Origin of the sequence: Tannerella forsythia (assembly GCF_003860135.1) — a bacterium.
Lineage (GTDB): Bacteria > Bacteroidota > Bacteroidia > Bacteroidales > Tannerellaceae > Tannerella > Tannerella forsythia_A.
In genome coordinates this window covers 1-966 of the sequence record NZ_RQYN01000140.1, presented here as the reverse complement: position 1 = coordinate 966, position 966 = coordinate 1, and the positions used below count along the sequence as shown (strand labels likewise).

2 protein-coding genes are annotated in these 966 nt (G+C 45.7%); both read left to right on the top strand.

The genetic code is table 11. The features are described 5' to 3' along the window. The first annotated feature begins 9 nt into the window (after nucleotides 1–9). Nucleotides 10–138 (top strand): T9SS type A sorting domain-containing protein, encoded by a 129-nt coding sequence (locus tag EII41_RS14855; RefSeq protein ID WP_411292614.1) that lies wholly within the window; start codon nucleotides 10–12, stop codon nucleotides 136–138. A 313-nt stretch (nucleotides 139–451) separates the two neighbouring features. After that, a partial coding sequence (locus EII41_RS13675) for a fibronectin type III domain-containing protein (RefSeq protein ID WP_148091767.1) occupies nucleotides 452–966 on the top strand: 515 nt, incomplete at its 3' end.

Genomic DNA, 966 nt, shown 5'->3' with positions numbered 1-966 from the left:
ACGGTACATATATATAATGTACATGGCGCGATGGTGAAAACGCTCTTCCTCTCCGCCGGCGACCACGTAGAGCCGTTGCCGTCGGGTGTATATCTGGTGCGCGTAGGAGAAAGGGTAACGAAAATCGTGGTGAAGTGAAAAGTGAAGCCCTTCGGGCGTTGAGTTGTTGAAATGTTGAGTTGTTGAGTTGTTTGCCGTGTAGGGGCGAACACGTGTGTTCGCCCTGACTATCGCCGACCGCCTCGAACGCAAAGGAAGTGAAAAACGAAAAGTGAATGGTTATTTACCGCGTACATGATTCGGCGGGTACCCGGCATAACAATTGACAATTAACAACTAATTTAGTGCAACTTGTCATAAACTTGTGCAACTTGTGGTATCTGAACGCTGAAGGCTGATTACTGAATAACAATTGACAATTAATTTACTAACATTTAAATAACAAATAATCATGAAACGAATAAAACAACTTTCGATTTGGATCATCGCCCTGTTTGCGATGACAGTGACAAACCCGGCATGGGCGGCCCCCAAGCCGGGATGCGGTGGAGAAATAACGTTAACAAGCAGGACCATGACGTCCCTCTCCATATCATGGTGTAAAGCTTCTGACAATAACTATCCCGAAGATCGGCTTAAATACCGGGTGGTTTGGAAAAAGAAAGGCTCAAGCTTAGAGCTGAATAGTGGTTCAAACGGGCTTGTCAATGTCTCTTCTTATACTATTTACGGGCTCGAAGCCGGTACGGAATATGAAGTGTATATCAGAGTTTGGAATCCAAATACGGATATGATTCATTATAAGACGAAAAAGTTTAAGACTGATCCCGATAAAGTCAATCCTACGCCGGGCAGTTGGGGCGATATTTACCCTGGCGAAACCACCATTGGGGTAAACTGGACGCGCGGAAGCGATAACGTCACGCCGCAAAACAAGCTGCGGTATCGACTGGAATGGAGGAAAAA